Annotated in this window: 17 protein-coding genes; 5 read left to right on the top strand and 12 right to left on the bottom strand. The window is 71.2% G+C overall.

What is annotated here, in order from left to right; translation table 11 throughout:
* Positions 1-23 precede the first annotated feature (23 nt).
* Entirely contained in the window at positions 24-1091 is a 1068-nt protein-coding gene (locus tag VFJ94_RS12550; RefSeq protein ID WP_414654608.1) for an AAA family ATPase, read from the bottom strand.
* 75 nt (positions 1092-1166) lie between these two features.
* Positions 1167-3296, bottom strand: coding sequence for a DNA topoisomerase IV subunit B (locus tag VFJ94_RS12545; protein WP_325004553.1), 2130 nt, complete (start codon positions 3294-3296; stop codon positions 1167-1169).
* Between the two features lie 271 nt (positions 3297-3567).
* Here VFJ94_RS12545 and VFJ94_RS12540 point away from each other — a divergent pair, with 271 nt between their 5' ends.
* Both VFJ94_RS12540 and VFJ94_RS12535 read left to right on the top strand, forming a co-directional pair.
* Positions 3568-3792: a DUF7455 domain-containing protein gene (locus VFJ94_RS12540; protein WP_325004552.1), complete on the top strand. Its 225-nt coding sequence runs from the start codon at positions 3568-3570 to the stop codon at positions 3790-3792.
* 1 nt (position 3793) lies between these two features.
* A complete protein-coding gene (locus VFJ94_RS12535; RefSeq protein WP_325004551.1) occupies positions 3794-4282 on the top strand; it encodes a DUF456 domain-containing protein in 489 nt (162 codons plus the stop codon).
* A 2-nt stretch (positions 4283-4284) separates the two neighbouring features.
* On the opposite strand, the gene VFJ94_RS12530 is transcribed toward VFJ94_RS12535, so the two are convergent.
* From VFJ94_RS12530 to VFJ94_RS12505, 6 genes are all read right to left on the bottom strand, one after another.
* Positions 4285-4683 (bottom strand): DUF3040 domain-containing protein, encoded by a 399-nt coding sequence (locus tag VFJ94_RS12530; RefSeq protein ID WP_325004550.1) that lies wholly within the window; start codon positions 4681-4683, stop codon positions 4285-4287.
* Positions 4684-4754: 71 nt separating this feature from the next.
* Positions 4755-6014, bottom strand: coding sequence for a DNA polymerase IV (gene dinB, locus VFJ94_RS12525; RefSeq protein WP_325004549.1), 1260 nt, complete (start codon positions 6012-6014; stop codon positions 4755-4757).
* Positions 6015-6080: 66 nt separating this feature from the next.
* A complete protein-coding gene (locus VFJ94_RS12520) occupies positions 6081-6914 on the bottom strand; it encodes a class I SAM-dependent methyltransferase (protein ID WP_325004548.1) in 834 nt (277 codons plus the stop codon).
* 36 nt (positions 6915-6950) lie between these two features.
* Positions 6951-10931 (bottom strand): DNA polymerase III subunit alpha, encoded by a 3981-nt coding sequence (locus VFJ94_RS12515; RefSeq protein WP_325004547.1) that lies wholly within the window; start codon positions 10929-10931, stop codon positions 6951-6953.
* Positions 10924-11394, bottom strand: coding sequence for an SAV_6107 family HEPN domain-containing protein (locus VFJ94_RS12510; RefSeq protein ID WP_325004546.1), 471 nt, complete (start codon positions 11392-11394; stop codon positions 10924-10926). Before VFJ94_RS12510 ends, VFJ94_RS12515 begins: the two co-directional genes overlap by 8 nt.
* 13 nt (positions 11395-11407) lie before the next feature.
* Positions 11408-11749 (bottom strand): DUF6504 family protein, encoded by a 342-nt coding sequence (locus tag VFJ94_RS12505; RefSeq protein ID WP_325004564.1) that lies wholly within the window; start codon positions 11747-11749, stop codon positions 11408-11410.
* 272 nt (positions 11750-12021) lie between these two features.
* Between VFJ94_RS12505 and VFJ94_RS12500 the strand changes: the two genes are divergently transcribed.
* From VFJ94_RS12500 to VFJ94_RS12490, 3 genes are all read left to right on the top strand, one after another.
* Positions 12022-12618, top strand: a complete 597-nt coding sequence (locus VFJ94_RS12500) for a DUF4126 domain-containing protein (protein WP_325004545.1) — start codon at positions 12022-12024, stop codon at positions 12616-12618.
* Between the two features lie 151 nt (positions 12619-12769).
* The gene (locus tag VFJ94_RS12495; RefSeq protein WP_325004544.1) at positions 12770-12991 is read left to right on the top strand and encodes a ribbon-helix-helix protein, CopG family; all 222 of its coding nucleotides are present in this window, start codon (positions 12770-12772) and stop codon (positions 12989-12991) included.
* Positions 12982-13392, top strand: a complete 411-nt coding sequence (locus VFJ94_RS12490) for a PIN domain nuclease (RefSeq protein ID WP_325004543.1) — start codon at positions 12982-12984, stop codon at positions 13390-13392. Before VFJ94_RS12495 ends, VFJ94_RS12490 begins: the two co-directional genes overlap by 10 nt.
* Before the next feature lie 47 nt (positions 13393-13439).
* On the opposite strand, the gene VFJ94_RS12485 is transcribed toward VFJ94_RS12490, so the two are convergent.
* From VFJ94_RS12485 to VFJ94_RS12470, 4 genes are all read right to left on the bottom strand, one after another.
* Complete coding sequence (locus VFJ94_RS12485) at positions 13440-13733, bottom strand: HigA family addiction module antitoxin (protein WP_325004542.1); 294 nt, start codon at positions 13731-13733, stop codon at positions 13440-13442.
* A 17-nt stretch (positions 13734-13750) separates the two neighbouring features.
* Positions 13751-14032 carry a type II toxin-antitoxin system RelE/ParE family toxin gene (locus tag VFJ94_RS12480; RefSeq protein ID WP_325004541.1) on the bottom strand — a complete coding sequence of 94 codons (282 nt, stop codon included), beginning with the start codon at positions 14030-14032 and terminating at the stop codon, positions 13751-13753.
* A 154-nt stretch (positions 14033-14186) separates the two neighbouring features.
* Positions 14187-14888, bottom strand: coding sequence for a hypothetical protein (locus VFJ94_RS12475; protein ID WP_325004540.1), 702 nt, complete (start codon positions 14886-14888; stop codon positions 14187-14189).
* A gap of 1057 nt (positions 14889-15945) precedes the next feature.
* Positions 15946-16230: a hypothetical protein gene (locus tag VFJ94_RS12470; protein ID WP_325004539.1), complete on the bottom strand. Its 285-nt coding sequence runs from the start codon at positions 16228-16230 to the stop codon at positions 15946-15948.
* Between the last annotated feature and the right edge of the window lie 505 nt (positions 16231-16735).

Raw genomic sequence — 16735 nt, 5'->3', positions numbered from 1 at the left:
CGGCCGGTCCCCTCGATGCCTCGTCAGGGGGTCCGGATGCCGGCCAGCATCGCGTCGATGACCCGTTCGACCGGGACCTCGTCGGCGGCGGCCTCGAAGCCGAGGATGACGCGATGGCGCAGCACCCGGTGCGCGAGCGCCTTGACGTCGTCGGGCACGACGTGGTTGCGCCCGGCGACGAGGGCCCGAGCGCGGGCGGCGCCCGTGAACGCGATGCTCGCCCGGGGGCTCGCGCCGAAGTCGACGTAGGCGGCCAGGCGCGGGTCGATGTAGTCCTTCGGCCGCCGGGTGACGTAGCTGATGCCGACGATGTAGTTGATGATCGCCGGGTCGACGTAGACGCGCCCGACGAGGGTCTGCAGCCGGCGCACGTCGTCGAGCGTGACGACGGCCCGTGGCTCGCGGCGGAAGACGCCCGAGTCGATGCGCCGGAGCATCTCGGCCTCCTCGGCCGGGGATGGGTAGTCCAGCACGTCCTTGAGCATGAACCGGTCCATCTGCGCCTCGGGCAGCGGGTAGGTCCCCTCGTGCTCGATGGGGTTCTGCGTGGCGAGCACGAGGAAGGGATGCGGCAGCGCGAACGTCCGGTCCCCGATGGAGGTCTGGCGCTCCTGCATCGCCTCGAGCATCGCCGACTGGGTCTTGGCGCTGGAGCGGTTGATCTCGTCGAGGAGGACGAAGTTGGCGTGCACCGGCCCGAGCTGGGTCTCGAAGGTGCCGGAGTGCTGGTTGTAGACCTGCGTGCCGACGATGTCGCTCGGCAGGAGGTCGGGCGTGCACTGGATCCGGTGGAAGCTGCCGTGCACCGCCTCCGCGACGGCCTGGGCGGCCGTCGTCTTGGCCAGGCCCGGGACGCTCTCGAGCAGGATGTGCCCACCCGTGAGCAGGCCGAGCAGCAGGGTCTCCTGCAGTCGCTCCTGCCCGACGACCTTGGCGGAGAAGGAGGCCGAGATGGCCCCGATCGTCGCGGTCGTCCACTCGAGCTCGTCGGTCGACAGGTGCGGGGCGACGGTGGGCGCGCCGTGGGCCGCCGGGGTGGGCACACCCGGCGGGGGCGCCGCGACCTGCGCCACGTTGTCGTTCGCCTGCACTGCCGCCCCCCTTGCTCGCACCGGAACGGCCATCGTAGGCACGCCGGCCGCCCGATGCGCCCCCTTGTGGCAGGCTCAGGCGTCGATGCGCTCCCGGTCGACCTCGGCGGCCGACTCGACGATGAAGTCCTTGCGCGGCGCGACCTCGGTGCCCATGAGCAGCTCGAAGGTGCGCTCGGCCGCCTCGAGGTCGCGCATCGTCACCCGCCGCAGGGTCCGGTGCCGGGGGTCCATCGTCGTGTCGGCGAGCTGGTCGGCATCCATCTCACCCAGGCCCTTGTAGCGCTGGAGGGGCTGCTTGATCTTCCTGCCGCGCTTCTCGAGGGCGGCGACGGTGCGCCGCAGCTCCGCCTCGTTGTAGGTGTAGACGTAGTCGTTGCGCTTGCCCTGGTTGACCACCTCGATCCGGTGCAGGGGCGGCATGGCGGCATACACGCGGCCGGCCTCGACCAGGGGGCGCATGTAGCGGAAGAAGAGGGTGAGCAGCAGCGTGCGGATGTGGGCGCCGTCGACGTCGGCGTCGGTCATGATGATGACCTTGCCGTAGCGGGCCGCGGCGAGGTCGAAGCTGCGACCGGAGCCGGCGCCGATGACCTGGATGATCGAGGCGCACTCGGCGTTCTTGAGCATGTCCGAGACGGACGCCTTCTGGACGTTGAGGATCTTGCCGCGGATCGGCAGGAGCGCCTGGAACTCCGAGCTGCGCGCCTCCTTGGCCGTGCCCATCGCCGAGTCGCCCTCCACGATGAACAGCTCTGAGCGCTCGACGTCGTGGGTGCGGCAGTCACGCAGCTTGGCCGGCAGCGTCGAGGACTCGAGGGCGTTCTTGCGGCGCTGGGTCTCCTTGTGCAGCCGCGCGCTGATGCGCGACTTCATCTCGGAGACGACCTTCTCGAGCAGCAGCGTCGACTGCGCCTTGTCCCCGCGCGCGGTCGAGGTGAGACGGGCGGTGAGCTCCTGCTCGACGACCTTGGCGACGATGCCGCGCACGGCGTTGCTGCCGAGCACCTCCTTGGTCTGGCCCTCGAACTGCGGCTCCGCGAGGCGCACGGTGACCACCGCCGTCATGCCGGCGAGGATGTCGTCCTTCTCCGGCTTGTCCGAGCCCACCTTGAGCCGGCGCGCACCCAGCTCGAGCTGCCGGCGGAAGACCTTGAGCAGCGCCTGCTCGAACCCGGCGACGTGCGTGCCGCCCTTGGGCGTCGTGATGATGTTGACGAAGGACTCCATCCTCGTGTCGTAGCCCTGGCCCCAGCGCAGCGCCACGTCGACCGCGCACTCGCGCTCCATCTCGGTCAGGGTCATGTGCCCCTGGGCGTCGAGGACCGGCACGGTCTCGGTGAACCGGCCGGAGCCCTGGAGGCGCCACACGTCGGTGACGGCCGGGTCCGGCGCGAGGAAGTTGACGAACTCGGTGATCCCGCCGTCGTGCTGGAACACCTCCTCGACCGGGCCGTCGGCTCCCGGGGTGCCCGGGAGCCGCCGCTCGTCGCGGAGGACGAGCCGCAGTCCGGGGATGAGGAAGGAGGTCTGGCGGGCGCGCGCGACGAGCGAGGCATAGTCGAGCTCGGCGCCCTTGAGGAAGATCTGCCGGTCGGGCCAGAACCGCACCCGGGACCCCGTGACGCCGCGCTTGGTCCTGCCGATCACGGGCAGCTCGCTGCGGGTCTCGTATGCCGTGAACGGCGCGTCGGGCGAGTGGACCGGCCCCGCGTCGGCGAAGGTGCCGGGCTCACCGCGCCGGAAGCTCATGCCGTAGGTCTTGCCCCCACGGTCGACCTCGACGTCGAGGCGCGCGGACAGGGCGTTGACCACCGATGCCCCGACCCCGTGCAGGCCACCGGTCGCGGCATACGACCCGCCGCCGAACTTGCCGCCCGCGTGCAGCTTGGTGAAGACCACCTCCACGCCCGACAGCCCCGTGCGGGGCTCGGTGTCGACCGGGATGCCGCGGCCGTTGTCGCGCACGACGATCGAGCCGTCGGCGCCGAGGACCACCTCAATTTGGTCGCAGACGCCGGCGAGGGCCTCGTCGACGGAGTTGTCGATGATCTCCCAGAGGCAGTGCATGAGCCCGCGCTGGTCGGTCGAGCCGATATACATCCCCGGGCGCTTGCGGACGGCCTCGAGGCCCTCGAGGACCTGCAGGTGCCGGGCGGTGTAGTCACCGTTGCCGGCGGGGGCGGGCCTGGGGGCGGATGCCACAGCGTTCCTCTTTCATGGTTCCTCGTTCATGCGGCTGCGGGCAGCCTAGCCAGCGGCGCCGACAGGCCCGGGCAGGCTCGCGGCCCGGATCCTGCCGCGGGCCCGCCCCCGGGCGGTGTTCCGCATAACGATCGGGGCATCGAGGCGTCTCGGGGGGTGGGCTTGCCGGGTGGGAAGCATTCCGCGTGATTGACTGTTGCAAGGTCGACAAACAACGTCCGCCACCGGGTCCCGTGAGGGATCCTCGAGAAGTAGAGAGAAGGCGAGCAACATGACGACAGCACTGGCCCCCGAGTTGACCGCGGCTGACCGCTGCGACCGATGTGGCGCACAGGCCTACATTCGTGCTCGCCTTGTGGCCGGTGGTGAGCTGCTGTTCTGCGCACACCACGGCCGTGAGCACCTGCCCGCACTGCAGGGCAAGGCCATCGACATCCACGACGAGAGCGACCGGCTCCACGACCTGCCGGCGTCGGCACCCATCGACCAACGGTGAGGTGCTGACCCCGCTCAACGTCCTGATCGGGCTCGCGATGCTGGTGGGCACCGCGGGGATCGTCGTCCCGGTCCTGCCGGGCCTGTTCCTCGTGTGGCTCGCGACCGTCGTGTGGGCCTCCGAGCAGCAGACGGCCGAGGGGTGGGTGGTCCTCGCGGTCGCCACCACGGCGTATGCCGCCGGTCTCGTCGGGCAGTACCTCGTCCCCGGTCGCCGGCTGCGGGCGGCGGGGGTCGAGACGTGGGTGCTCGCCATGGCGGCCGTCGTGGCGGTCGTCGGCTTCTTCGTCGTCCCGGTCGTCGGCGCTCCGGTCGGCTTCGTCGGCGCGGTCTACGTGCTGGAGCGGCGCAGGCACCGGGCGCACGACCGTGCGTGGGCCGCCACCGGCCAGGCCCTGCGGGCCATGGGGCTGGGCATGGGGATCGAGCTGCTCAGCGCGCTCGCGATCATGACGACGTGGGTCGTGGGGGTGTGGGCGTCACAGCGGTGACGTCACCACTGGTCGCGGCGGCGCCGCTCCCACCGCTCCTCGAGCCGCTGCATGAAGGTGCTGGCGCGCGGCCCGGTGCCCTTCGACGTGCCGCGGGCCCGTCGCACGGTCCCGTCGCCGGACACGGTGCCGAGGGCTCGCTTGGGCGGGGTGACGGCATACGCGATGCCGGCGACCATGACGGCGAAGCCGATCGCCCCGAGCCAGATCTGAGAGTTCATCGCAGAGACGATGACGAGGGCCAGGCCAGCGACTCCCCCGACGACGCCGAGCACCACGCGACGCCGACTCGCCGAGCGCGACTTCGTCTTCTCGATGCGCGAGGCGAAGCGAGGGTCCTCGGCGTAGAGCGCCTCCTCCATCTGCTGGAGCAGCGCTTCTTCGTGTTCCGAGAGAGCCACTCGGCACCTCCGTGTACTGGGCTTCCGACTCTACTACCCCACGGCCACGGATGGTGGAGTGGGGCTCACTCTCAGGATAGGTCTCGCCGACGGTCCTGTGAACCCGAACGCCTCTCAGGTATGAGACTTGCCGGCCGCACGGATCCGGCGCCGAACCGCGCGCTCGCGCGGTCGACGGCACGGTCGGCGTCGCGCCACCCGTGCTCTGGCTCGTCGAGCCTGCCCTGGACCGGGACGTCGTCGGCGCCCACCAGCCCCTCGAGCCGTACTCCCACGAGTCGGATCCGGGCCCGCTGCAGCCCGAGCCGGTCGTAGAGCTCGCGTGCGGTGGCGAAGATCTCCCGTGACACGTCGGTGTGCTGGCGCAGGGTCTTGGCCCGGGTGATCGTCGTGAAGTCGGCGAAGCGCACCTTGATCGACACGGTGCGGCCGGCCATCCCCGCCGACCGGGCTCGGGCCGCGGTGCGGTCCGCCAGTCGCAGCAGCTCACGGTGGATGCGCGCCGGGTCGTCGAGATCGAAGGGAAAGGTCTCGTCGGCACCGATCGACTTCTCGCGTCGCTCGGCGACGACGCGGCGGGGGTCGCGGCCCCACGCAAGGTCGTGCAGGCCCCGTCCCGCCGCGTCACCCAGCGCCCGGCACAGGGTGTCGACCGGTGTGTGGGCGATGTCGGCCACGGTGCGCAGGCCCAGCCGGTGCAGCTGCTCCTCCGTCTTGTCACCCACGCCCCACATCGCCGCGACCGGGAGCTGGTGGAGGAAGGCGACGGCCTCGTGCCGGGGCACCACGAGGAGGCCGTCGGGCTTGGCGAGGCCAGAGGCGAGCTTGGCGACGAACTTCGTCGCAGCCACCCCGACCGAGCAGGTGATCCCCTGCTCGTCGGCGATGGTGTCGCGCAGCTGCTCGGCGATGCTGGTGGGCGGCCCCAGGCGGCGGACGGCCCCGGACACGTCGAGGAACGCCTCGTCGAGCGACAGCGGCTCGACGTGATCGGTGATGGAGGCGAAGGTCGCCATGACCGCCTCGGAGATGGCGGCATACCGGCGGTGGTCCGGCTCGAGGACAACGGCCTGGGGGCACAGCCGTCGGGCGCGGGCCATGGGCATGGCGGACGTCACGCCGAAGGCCCGGGCCTCGTAGGTCGCGGAGAGGACGACGGAGCGGCTTCCGGCCCCCCCGATGATGACGGGCGTGCCGCGCAGGTCGGGCCTCGAGAGCAGCGACGCGGACGCGTAGAAGGCGTCCATGTCGACGTGCAGGACGGTGCACCCGGTGTCGTCGGGGGGCCCGGCGTCGGTGCGGGTCGGGGTGGAGAACTGCCGCCGGCTCACCGGATCGCTCCGGTCACGTGGGCGAGCACGTCGGCGAGCGCATCGACGGACACATCGGCGGTGGCCTCAGTCGCGGCGGGCGAGGACGTGCAGGCCGCTGCCGAGCGTGCGCAGGAACTCGCGGCCCGGGCCCGAGACGAGCAGCTCGTCCAGCTCGGTGAGAGCCGCCCGGTCCGCCTCGGAGTCGAGCAGGGCCGCCGGCACGAGGTGGCCGAGGATGGTGGTGGCCCGGGTCTGCAGCGCGGAGAAGCCGGCCCCGGTGAGGAGCCGCTCGGCCTCGTCGAGGTCGAACCGGCGGGGCAGCGGGTCGTGAGCGCCCCACCGACCGTCGGGGTCGACGAGGGCCGTGCGCGCCTGGCCGAACTCCCCGGCGATCGCCTTGGCGAAGACGACCGCGAGCCGGCCCGCGACGAGGAGGGACAGCCAGCCGCCCGGGCGAAGGGCCGCGGCGATGGCGCGCAGCGTCGCGCTGGGGTCGTCGACGAACTCGAGCACGCCGTGGCAGCACACGAGGTCGACGGTCTGCCCGGCGAGGACGGTGGGCAGGGAGTCGCTGTCGCCCTGGACGCCGGTGACCCGGTCGGGCAGACCGGCCTCGCGGGCCCGGCGGGCGAGGGCCGCCAACGCGTCGGGGCTGGGGTCGACGACCGTGACCCGGTGGCCGGCCTCGGCGAGCGCGACCGCGACGTTGCCGGTGCCGCCGCCGAGGTCGAGCACGTCGAGGGGCCGGCCGAGCCGGTCGCTCGACTCGCGGGCGAGGCCGACCACCGTGGAGGCGACGGCTGACGGCCGGAGCGGGGGGCGGGTCGGGTGCTGCACCGTGGGCCGGGTCGGAGGGTGCACCGATGGCGAGACCGGCGCCGTGGCCGCCCGTTGCTGCGGGGGTCGCTCGTCGGGCACGGAGTCCTCCTCGGGTGCTGGGCCTGCGCTCTCACCCTAGTGCCCGGCACTTCCGGGGCTGGCGTGCCACAACTTGCGGGGAGGGCCCTGCGCCGGGACGAGCGCGACCGCGCCGCGGGAGCCCCGGACGTCGGAACCGGCAGGGCGCACGTCGGCATACGGCGACTGGCGGAAGCCGGAGGAGTGCACGAGCACCCGCCGCCCTGTCCCCTCGGTGCCCGAGGTGCCGTGGAGGACGGCCTCCGCCCGCTCCCGGGCGGACCGGTCCGCGAACTCGAGTGCCTCCCGCACCGCCTCGAGGCCTCCGGTGGTCCACGCCTCCTGCAGCGCGCTCAGCTCCCACGCCCCGGTGGCGCGGATCGAGACCCCGCGTGGCCCGGTGCGGCGCACGATGCCCCGCGCGAGGAGCAGCCAGGAGTGGAAGACCGTGGCGGCATACGGGCCCTGGACGTCCTCGAAGAAGGTCAGGTCGGACGGCCCGGTCCCGTCGTCGAGGGTGAGGAAGACGACGCGCCGGCCGGAGCGGATCGGCGGGGTCTGGGTCGCGACCTTGACCCCGGCGACGAGGACCTCGCGCCCGCTGCGCCCGGCGAGCAGGTCCCGGGCCCTGGTGACGCCGAGCGCGTCGAGCATCGGCGCGTAGAAGTCGACGACGTGCCCGCTCGCGTCGAGGCCGAGCACCTCGAGCTCGGCCCGCACCCGCTCGGGGCCGGTCATCTCGGGCAGCCCGCTCGTCGCCGTGAGGCGGGGGGTGTCCCCGAGGTCGAGGGTCAGCTGGGCCGCGACCGGCCCACCGGCGGCGGCCGGCCCCTGCGACTGCGCCGCCGCGAGCGCCCGGACGTCGCCACCGCCGAGGGCCCGGACGTCGCCACCGCCGAGGGCCGGGGCGGGCCTCGGGCGACCGCGTCGCTGCCCGGCACGGGCCGCCCGGCCGTGCGAGGCGGACCACCGGTCGAGCTCGGCGACGTGCAGGAGCAGGTCGCGCCGGGTCACCCGGCCCCGGCGCCCGAGCCCGGTCCGGGTGCGCACTCCCGCGGCCGCCTCGGTGCGGGAGGAGCCGATCGCCTCGATGCCGTAGATGGAGTCGAAGGCGCCGGCAAGGACGAGCCGCTCCCCGACGGGACGCGAGACCCCGGCCCGCTGCCAGAAGTCGGCGAGGCTCGAGTAGGGCTGGCCGGCGACGATGCGGTCCACCTCGGCGTCGGAGACACCGTGGACGTCGGCCAGGGAGAGCCGGATGCACGGCCGGCCCTCCTCGTCGCGCTCGAAGCGGTACGTGCCGGTCGAGGCGTTGACGTCGAGGCCGAGGACGCCGATGCCGAACGCCCTCGCGTCGTCGAGGAGAAGCCGCTTGGGGTACATGCCCGGGTCGTGGGTGAGGACACCGGCGAGGAACGCCGCCGGGTGGTGCGCCTTGAGCCACGCCGACTGGTAGGTGGGCAGGGCGAAGGCGGCGGCGTGGGCCTTGCAGAAGCCGAAGGACGCGAAGGCCTTGAGCACCTCCCAGATCCGCTCGACGTCCTCCGGGGCGTAGCCCCGGGCTGCCGCGGCGGGGCGCCACCACTGCTCGACCTCCGCCTGGCCGACGGTCGTACCGAGGGCGCGCCGGACCTCGTCGGCCTCGGCGAGGGTCACCCCGGTCGTCTCGGCGACGATCTGCAGCACCTGCTCGTGGAAGACGACGACGCCCTCGGTCTCCTCCAGGGCCGGGACGAGCGTGGGATGGAGGTAGGCCGGCTCCTTCCAGCCCTGCCGGGCGTTGAGGAAGGGCACGATCATGTCGGACTTGACCGGGCCCGGCCGGAAGAGCGAGATGTCGACGATGAGGTCCTCGAAGGTCTGCGGGCCGAACTTGCCGATGAGCTCGCGCTGGCCGGGGCTCTCAATCTGGAAGCAGCCGAGCGTGCGGGTGGACCGGATGAGCTCGAAGGTCTGCTCGTCGTCGAAGGGCACCTGCGCCTCGTCGTCGAGGTCGATGCGGGTGCCGTCGACCCGCGCGACCTCGGCGACGGCATGGGCCATCGCCGACTGCATCCGGATGCCGAGGACGTCGAGCTTGAGCAGGCCCATCGTCTCGACGTCGTCCTTGTCGAACTGGCTCATCGGGAAGCCGAGCCAGCTCGCCTCCACCGGGGTCCGGTCGAGCAGGGCGGAGTCGGACAGCACGACGCCGCACGGGTGCAGGGCGATATGCCGCGGCAGGCCGTCGAGCCGCTCGACGAGGTCGAGCATCAGCTGCAGCCGCGGCACGTCGAACCCGCTGGCGCGCAGCTCGGGCAGGTCGGCGAGGGCGCCCCGGACGTTGCGGGCGCTGATGTGCGGAAAGGCCTTGGCCATGGCGTCGATCTCGGACGGCGGCAGCCCGAGCGCGGCTCCCACGTCACGGATGGCGTGCCGGACGCGGTAGGTGTCCATCATCGACACGCACGTGACGCGCTCGGCCCCGAACCGCTCGAGCACCTTCTCGTAGATCTCCGTCCGGCGGGCCGACTCGACGTCGATGTCGATGTCGGGCAGCTGCGCCCGCAGCGGTGAGCAGAACCGCTCCATGAGCAGGCCGTAGCGCATCGGGTCGACGCCTGAGATGCCGAGCAGGTAGTTGACGAGCGAGCCCGCGCCCGACCCTCGGGCCGCGACCCGGACCCCCAGCTCCCGGATGAGGTCGCACACGGCCGCCACGGTGAGGAAGTAGGTCGGGTAGCCCAGGGTGTCGATGACGGACAGCTCGTCCTCGAGCCGGTCGCTGATCACGGCGAGCTGGGCCGGCGTGCGGTCCGGATAGCGCGACGCGATCGACTCGCGGCACCGGCGGGCGAGGACGGCATGGGGGCTGCCGCCCGGCCGGATGCCGAGGACGCCGGGCTCCGGCAGGTGGACCGAGCCGACCCCGAGGTCGGCCCGGGGGTCCTGGATGCACTCCGTCGCGAGCGCGGTCGTCCGGGCCAGCAGCTCGCGGGCTCCCTCCCGGCAGAGCGCCCCGCCGCCGCGCAGGCCGGGGCCGGAGGCCGAGACGACGTCGACGGCCAGGGCGTGCATGAGGGACGTCGGCGCGAGATGGCCGGCGGTGCTGACCCGGTCGAGGTGCCGCTCGTCGAGCGGCACGAGGCGCCGGGCCGCGTCGAGGACGTCGACGACGACGGCATCCTGCGGGTCGGCGTGTCGGACCGCGGCAGTAAGGACGCTGCGCACGCCGGCCTCGCGCGCCAGGGCGAGCATCCGGCCCGCCTGCCTGAGGCTTCCCGGGCGGTCCTCCGGGCCGCCGTGGCAGACCACCTCGACGACGACGCTCTCCGGAGGCAGCAGCGCCCGCCATCGCTCGAGCGCGGCCCGGGCCGCGCCGTGGCGGCGGGCCAGCACGGCCCGCCCCACGTCGGAGTCGGGACCGAGCAGGACGACGAGCCGCGACGGCGGGCCCGCGGTATGCCGCCGGGTCGGCGCATCCGCGGTATGCCGCTCGACCGGCGCCGGCTCTTCAGCGGACTCGGCGGGCGAAAGTGGCCACTCGACCGATCCCCCCAACGTCGAGTGGCCACTTTCGTCTCCCGCCAGCCCACCGCAGGCGTGCTCGGCCACGAGCCGCGAGGTTGTGACCGGGCGGCCGCGCTCGCCGCGCAGGTGGGTGGCCGTGACGAGCCGGCTGAGCGCCGCCCAGCCCGCTCCGGGCGCGAGCCCGGCCCGGCTGCCCCGGGCGAGGACGGTGACCCTCGGCAGCCTCGGGTCGACGAGCGCCCCACCCCGGACCGGGGTCCGCTGCCCGACCCCCCCGACGCCGCCCGCCCCCAGGCTCCCGATCCCGTCCGGGGCGAGCGCAAGGTCGACGCCGAGCACCGGGGCGACACCGCGGTCCATGCAGGCCCGGACGAACTTGACCGCGCCGTAGAGGCCGTCGCGGTCTGTCAGGGCAAGGGCCGGCTGGTCCCATGCCGCGGCGCGCTCGACGAGCTGCGCGGGGGTGGCGCTGCCGTAGCGCATCGAGTAGCCGGACGCGACGTGCAGGTGGACGAAGCTGTCAACCACGGCCCACCAGCCTGCCCGGGCCCGTGACGGGCACCCTCGCGGAGACGGGCGGAATCGAGTCCGGGAGCGGGACGGTCTGCGGAAGGCCAAGCAGGTCCTGGACGATCTCAAGGAACATCTCGGCCTGCCGGAGCAGGTCGTCGGCCTCGCGGGCGCCCAGCCAGCCGCCCCGGTCGAGAACCCCGCGGCGGGCCGAGGTCCCGGCGAAGAAGCCGGCCCACTCCCCGAGCTCCGGGACCACCGTCGGCAGGACCTGCCACACACTTCGGGGCCGGGACCGGGGCGAGGGCGTCGTGCGCGCCGCCACGAGCGCCGCCGCCGCGCGCAGGGCGCCGAGGTGGGCGTCGAGGTAGCGCTCGGACGCATCGGAGGTGCGGCACGCCGCCTCGAGAGTGGCACGGGACCGCTCGAGCAGCTCGAGGACGGCCGGCGAGACGGGTGGGCGGCGAAGCTGGGCGGTCATCGGAAGGCTCCTTTCAGTCGGCCACGTGGAGCAGCGACCAGCGCTCGTCGGGCCCGGAGTCTCCCGGCACGAGGACGTGGGCGAGGTCGTAGACACCCGGCGCGAAGGACCACCCTGGGCTGGCCTCGACCCGCCACACCTGCTGCTCGGCCGACGCCGCCGCGAGCCCGTCCACGCCGGCACCGGCCTCCCGGTCCGGGTCGTCGACGGCGTCGCGCCACCAGGCCCGCCGCTCCCGCCACTGCGCGAGGACCTCCCGCACGACGTAGAGGCGCCCTCGCCAGAGAAAGGCCTCCGGCCGCTGCTGCGACCCCTCGGCGGAACGAACCTGCACGGGATCACCGAACTTGCGCATCACGACACGTCTCCTTGGGACACGTCGGGATCGGAACGCCTCGACCCGGATGGACTGCGCCACCCGACACCTCACCACGACAACACTTACGACAACCACCTACGACAACCACTGAAGTCGAACAACTGTTCGACAACCTCAGCGTAGCCCTGCCTCCCGACACGGTGTCAAGACGGCTCGGACCTCCCCGGCCCGAGCACGCCACTGTCGGCGGCATACGGCACGATGGGCTCGGGGTCGGCCACGAGTCGGCCACTCGAGCAAGGAGATCCATGGGTGCCGAGCTTCTCCCCCTCGTCTTCACCGCCGGGTGGGCGAGCGGCATCAACGCGTATGCCGTCGTGCTCGTCCTCGGCCTCGCCGACCGCTTCCTCTCGCTCGGCCAGGTGCCCGACGCCCTCGCCCGCACCGACGTCCTCGTCGGGGCCGCGGTCCTCTTCCTCCTGGAAGCGGTCGCCGACAAGGTGCCCTACCTCGACTCCGTCTGGGACTCCGTCCACACCGTCGTGCGCCCCGCGGTGGGCGCGACCATCGGCTACCTGATCGGCCACGACGGCGCGAGCCTCGACGCCGCCGTCACCGCCGCCACTGGCGGCGTGACCGCCCTCGTCTCGCACGGCATCAAGGCGGGCCTCCGGGTGGCGGTCAACACCTCCCCCGAGCCGGTCAGCACCATCGCCGTCAGCACCGGCGAGGACCTCACGGTGGCCGGGGTGATGGCCCTTGCCCTGGCCAACCCCTGGCTCTCCGCCGGCATCGCCCTCATCCTCCTCGTCGCCGGCGCGTGGCTCGTCGTGCGGCTCGCCGGGCGCATCCGCAACGTCAAGCGCCGCTACGACGCCTGGGGTGCGCGGCTCCGTCGCCCGTAGGCCGTCCGGGACCTGCTGCCCTATCGCCCAGATATGCCTATCGCCCAGATAGGGCTAGCGTCGCTCCGCTATGGAGCGAGACCGAGCAGCGACGCAGTGGGAGGTGGCGGGGCGCATGCTGATATCATCAGATATCCAGGAGGTGGAACGCATGGCTGACGTACTGATTCGCGACGTTCCCGACGCGGTTTTGGCTGGCGTGGATGCCCACGCCGCGCGGCTCGGGATCTCCAGGGCCGAGTACATCCGTCGACGTCTGGCCGCCGATGCCGCTACCGCGAACGCGCCCGTCTCCGTCGAAGACCTGCGTTCCTTCGCGGAAAGGTTCGCCGACCTCACCGACGACCAGGCGATGGACGAGGCGTGGCGGTGACGGACTGGCTGATCGACAAGTCCGCCCTGGTCCGATTGGGCGCCAGTCCCGAGGCCGAGAGCTGGGCCGGCCGAATCGAACGAGGTCTTGTCAGGATCACCACCATGACGAGGTTGGAGGTCGGTTACTCGGCCAGGACCGCCGCTGACGCGCGGTCGGTGTTCGGCGCCCCGCCGATCTCGATGATGCCGGTGGAGTACCTGACACCCGCGATCGAGGACCGAGCACTTGCGGTCCAGCTGCTGCTGGTTGACAGAGGCCGTCACCGTGCCCCATCCATCCCGGACCTGCTCATAGCGGCCACCGCTGAGCTCGCGGGTCTGACGGTGCTCCACCTGGACAGGGACTTCGAGCTCATCGCCGAGCTGACTGGGCAGCACACCGAGCGCCTCGGCCCTTGAGGCCCTGCCACGACCCGCGGCACTCCGCCGCGTGGCGCTCTGGTGGGTCAGGCGCTCTGCAGGGGATGGATCTGGTCGAGGGCGGCGCCGAGGTGGTCCTTCTCGATCTCGAGGTCGTAGCGGGTTTGCAGGTTGAGCCAGAACCGGTCGGTGGTACCGAAGTAGCGGGCCAGCCGCAGCGCGGTGTCGGCGGTGATCCGGCGCTTGCCGTGGACGATCTCGTTGATCCGTCGCGGCGGGACACCGATCGAGACGGCGAGGTGGTGCTGGGTGACCTCCAGTGGGGTCAGGAAGTCCTCGAGGAGGACCTCCCCCGGGTGGATCGGCGCGATGGTCGCCATCGGTGTTCCTCCTTCGGTCAGTGATAGTCGACGATCTCGACGTCTTCGGGCCCTGCGGGTGTCCAGGTGAAGCAGATCCGCCACTGCTGGTTGATGCGGATGCTGTGTTGTCCGTCCCGGTCGCCCCGTAGGGCTTCGAGCCGGTTGCCGGGTGGGACCCGCGGGTCGTCGGGGGTCTCGGCCGCATCGAGCAGGACGAGCTTGCGAAGTGCGGTCCGCTCGATCCGCGGGTCGAGCTTCTTGGTGCGTTCTCGTGACCACAGCCGTTCGGTCACCGCGTTGCCGAACGACCTGATCACACCCCAAGCATAACGCGCCGCGTTATGCGTGGCGATCCGACTGCACCGACGAGTGCTGTTCGCGGAGCAAGCCCACTTCGCCGCCTGTAGGGCCGCTACGCCCGCCGGCCGTGGCGCGAGGAGGCAAGTTGTGAGCTGCGCCCCTGCGGCGGCCTCACTCGCTATCAGGGCACGCCTTCGCCGCGGCTGATTCGAACAGGCACGCAGGCCAGTCAGACGGCCGCGGTACGGGATAGAGGATCTTGAGCTGCGCCCAGAGCCAATCATCGAGATCGGCGAGTTCTTTCCCGTATTCGGTGACCAGATGGACGAAGGGAACATCCTCTTCGAATGCCTCTAGGTATCGACGCGCGGATCCTCCGATGTCACCATGCCTAAGAATCTCCTTCCGATCGAGAACGACATCCAGCAGGCGGTCTTGTCCGCCCAGGTAAACGCGGATCACCCAAGGCAGGCGGGCTCTATGTACCACGTGAGCCCGTAACCTAATCAGGAGTGGCCCGAGACCTCGCTCACGAATCTTCGCAACACGCTCAGCGTACCCGTTCGCTGGCCGACTTCCCTCGTAGTACTTCATCGTATTTCGGGAGATGTCTACGAGAGTGGCGACGGCCGTCAGGTAGTTGAGAACAAGTCGGTTAACCTCCAGTTCGACGGCATCTTTGGTCTCGTCCCTAGGCTTTCCCGACGTCACAGCCTGCACATACGCGATCGATGTGTCGCTCGCGAAGCAGATCCTCTTAAGGAAGTTCACCAAGTCTTCGGTGTTTCGTGACACGACATTATGCGCCGTGTAGAAGTGCTCCCATAGCACGACTGCCTCATGAAACGACGGCCACCTCTGGCCCTCCACCATGGCGCTCCTCATTGGGTGAGTTCCCCCAAACCCTAGTGGTTTCGGCCCCGATGCGGCGTGCGATGCACCCCGTACGCCACTTTGCCGCACAAGACTGCCGCGCGGAGGACGGCTTCGCTCGTCGGACTCCGCGCTGATGGCGCGTCACGCCGCCTGTCACGTGCCGTCCACGGGTGCGCCGGTATTCAGTGCCGTCCACGGGTGCGCAGGTATTCAGTGAGGTGCCGGCCGTCCGTGGCCCCCATGCACTTACCTTCTCGAAATGCGAGGCCAGAACCTTAAGGCGAGATCGCGCCAACGATCTGACTGTCGTAGCCTCCACAGGCAACAGTTGCTCTACGCTGCCGACTGATGGATGACCCGGCCTGACGCGGGAGTGGCCGCCGAGCATGCAGGGGAGCACCTGTGAACGTGTATGACGAGAGCGATCCCACTAAGTCGGGAGAGCATGGACGGGATCGCTTGCCGATGACGAAGACGCCGCGCTAGCGATGTGGCGAGCGGGCTTTCACCCGAGAGATGCCCATACTTGGTACGACGTGGCGTTCCAAGCGCTCGGGATAGGGCGCGTACCCGGGATGCACGCGGACGAGGTCGCCAGGCTCGCCTCTATGTGGCGAGCGACAGGAATGAGCGAGGAGCTGGCGCGAGCCTGGGTAGACCAACCTGTCGCGTTCGCGGACCCTTTCTCGGAGCCGCAGGCCGCAATGCGCTGGTCGCAAGGTGGCTTCACCCCCGACGAAGCGGCACGGTGGCACGGGGGCGATTGGTGTCACACGGCGTTCACCCCCGACGTGGCGGCCGGTTTTCATCAGGCGGGCTGGGACCCGAGCGAGGCATCCCTTCTCTTCACCTTCGCAGCACGACTGCCTGACGCAGAGGACACGGTCCAGTGGTCAGCGCGATGGGTCGAGACCGGGCTTTCTGCCGTCGACGTCCTGGATTTCGCGCGTGCTGGCGTCACTCCTCAGGAAGGACCGGTTCTCGCGAGATGGACGAACAAGGACCACCTCCGTGAGGAACTCGAAGCCCGTGAAAGCCAACTGGACAACTTACTTCAGGACCAGCAGAGGGCATCGCCGCCATCCAACGCATCCTGCAGCGCCGCTACGCGGTCGTCGGACCCGACCGCCTCTTTCTCGCGCCATACCAGGACCGGCAGTTTGCGACCGACAAAGACGGAAACCGCGTCGTCCTCCGCAAAGACGGGGTCTGTCCCGGCACCGGCGCCACTGGCCAGTGTCACTTCAAGGACGGCTGGGAAGAGTGGTGGGTTGTCTGTCCAGTCTGCGGGATCACCTGGATGGGCGGCTCTGGCACCATCGACGAGCACGACGACCATCTGCTGCAACGCGCCTGAAGGGGGCTCGACCGCGAACGGTCGGCCACCAGTAGTCCGGGGGCGCGCACCATGGGCTTGTCGGCAGCCCCGGAAATTGGACCATCAGGAACATTCGCCAGGGAGGCCCACGCACCAGTGTCACTCCGCCGCCTGCGGACGCGGCCACGGCCTCGGCCTCGGCACGTGGCTAGCGTCGAACGGGTCCATGTGCCCGGCCGCCAGCGGCGGGCGGGGTCTGACCGGACTTCCGCACTTCCGCAGTTAATAGGCACACGAGCAGGTTGAAAACGTGGGGTGACCTGCGCAAATACGGTTCTGGGCGCGCGGGGGTCGTGTTACTACAAGCGGCCTCGGCGCCTGCCGCGGGAGTGGCGCTCAGTCGGTGGGGACGGTGAAGTCGAAGAACCGGGGCGGCTCGGGCAGGTCCAGCGCGGTCAGGATCTTCTTGTGTCCCGGTGTGGTGGCGGTGCGTTGGGCGACGGTGCCGTGCTCGCTGGCCAGGGTG

The sequence above is a fragment of the Intrasporangium sp. genome (genome assembly GCF_035688975.1).
GTDB lineage: Bacteria > Actinomycetota > Actinomycetes > Actinomycetales > Dermatophilaceae > CALMNV01.
The sequence above is the reverse complement of the archived record's forward strand: the minus strand, read 5'-3'. Positions and strand labels throughout refer to the sequence as shown.